Source organism: Streptomyces sp. 8P21H-1, from assembly GCF_013302945.1.
This window is the reverse complement of record NZ_JABTYA010000170.1, coordinates 1-519: the sequence shown is the minus strand read 5'-3', so window position 1 is coordinate 519 and position 519 is coordinate 1. Positions and strand designations below refer to the sequence as shown.

General features: G+C 77.5%; 1 pseudogene. It reads right to left on the bottom strand.

Annotated elements, in window-relative coordinates:
- A pseudogene (locus tag HO151_RS02845) lies at positions 1 to 519 on the bottom strand (ATP-dependent helicase); the annotation flags it as partial.

Here is a 519-nt window from a genome sequence, read left to right as displayed (position 1 = left end):
CGGCGGCGCGGCTTGGCGTCGGGCTCCTCGGTCGCCTGGGCGGGGATACCGGCCTCGGCGACGGCGGTGACCTCGGCAGCCTCGGTGGCCGCAGTGGTCCTACGGGTGCGGCGGCGCGGCTTGACCTCGACGGTCTCGACAGTCTCGGCGGCCTCGGCGGTGTCCAGTGCGGTCTCGGGAGCCGCCGTGGCCTTGGTGGCGGCCTTGCGGGTGCGGCGCGGCTTGGCCTCGACGGCCTCGACCGGGTCCACGACCGCCTCGACCACGGCTTCGGCGGCCTTGCGGGTCCGGCGCCGCGGCTTGGTCTCGGCGACCTCCGCGGTCTCCGGCACCTCGACGGCCGTCCCTTCGGCCGTGTCCACCGCGGTCTCGGCGGCCTTGCGGGTGCGGCGGCGCGGCTTGGTCACGACGGCTTCGGCGGTTTCCGCGCTCCCGGTCACCTCGGTCACCGTGGCGGGCTCGGCCGCCGGGGCCTCCTCCGTGTCCACCGCGGTCTCGGCGGCCTTGCGGGTGCGGCGG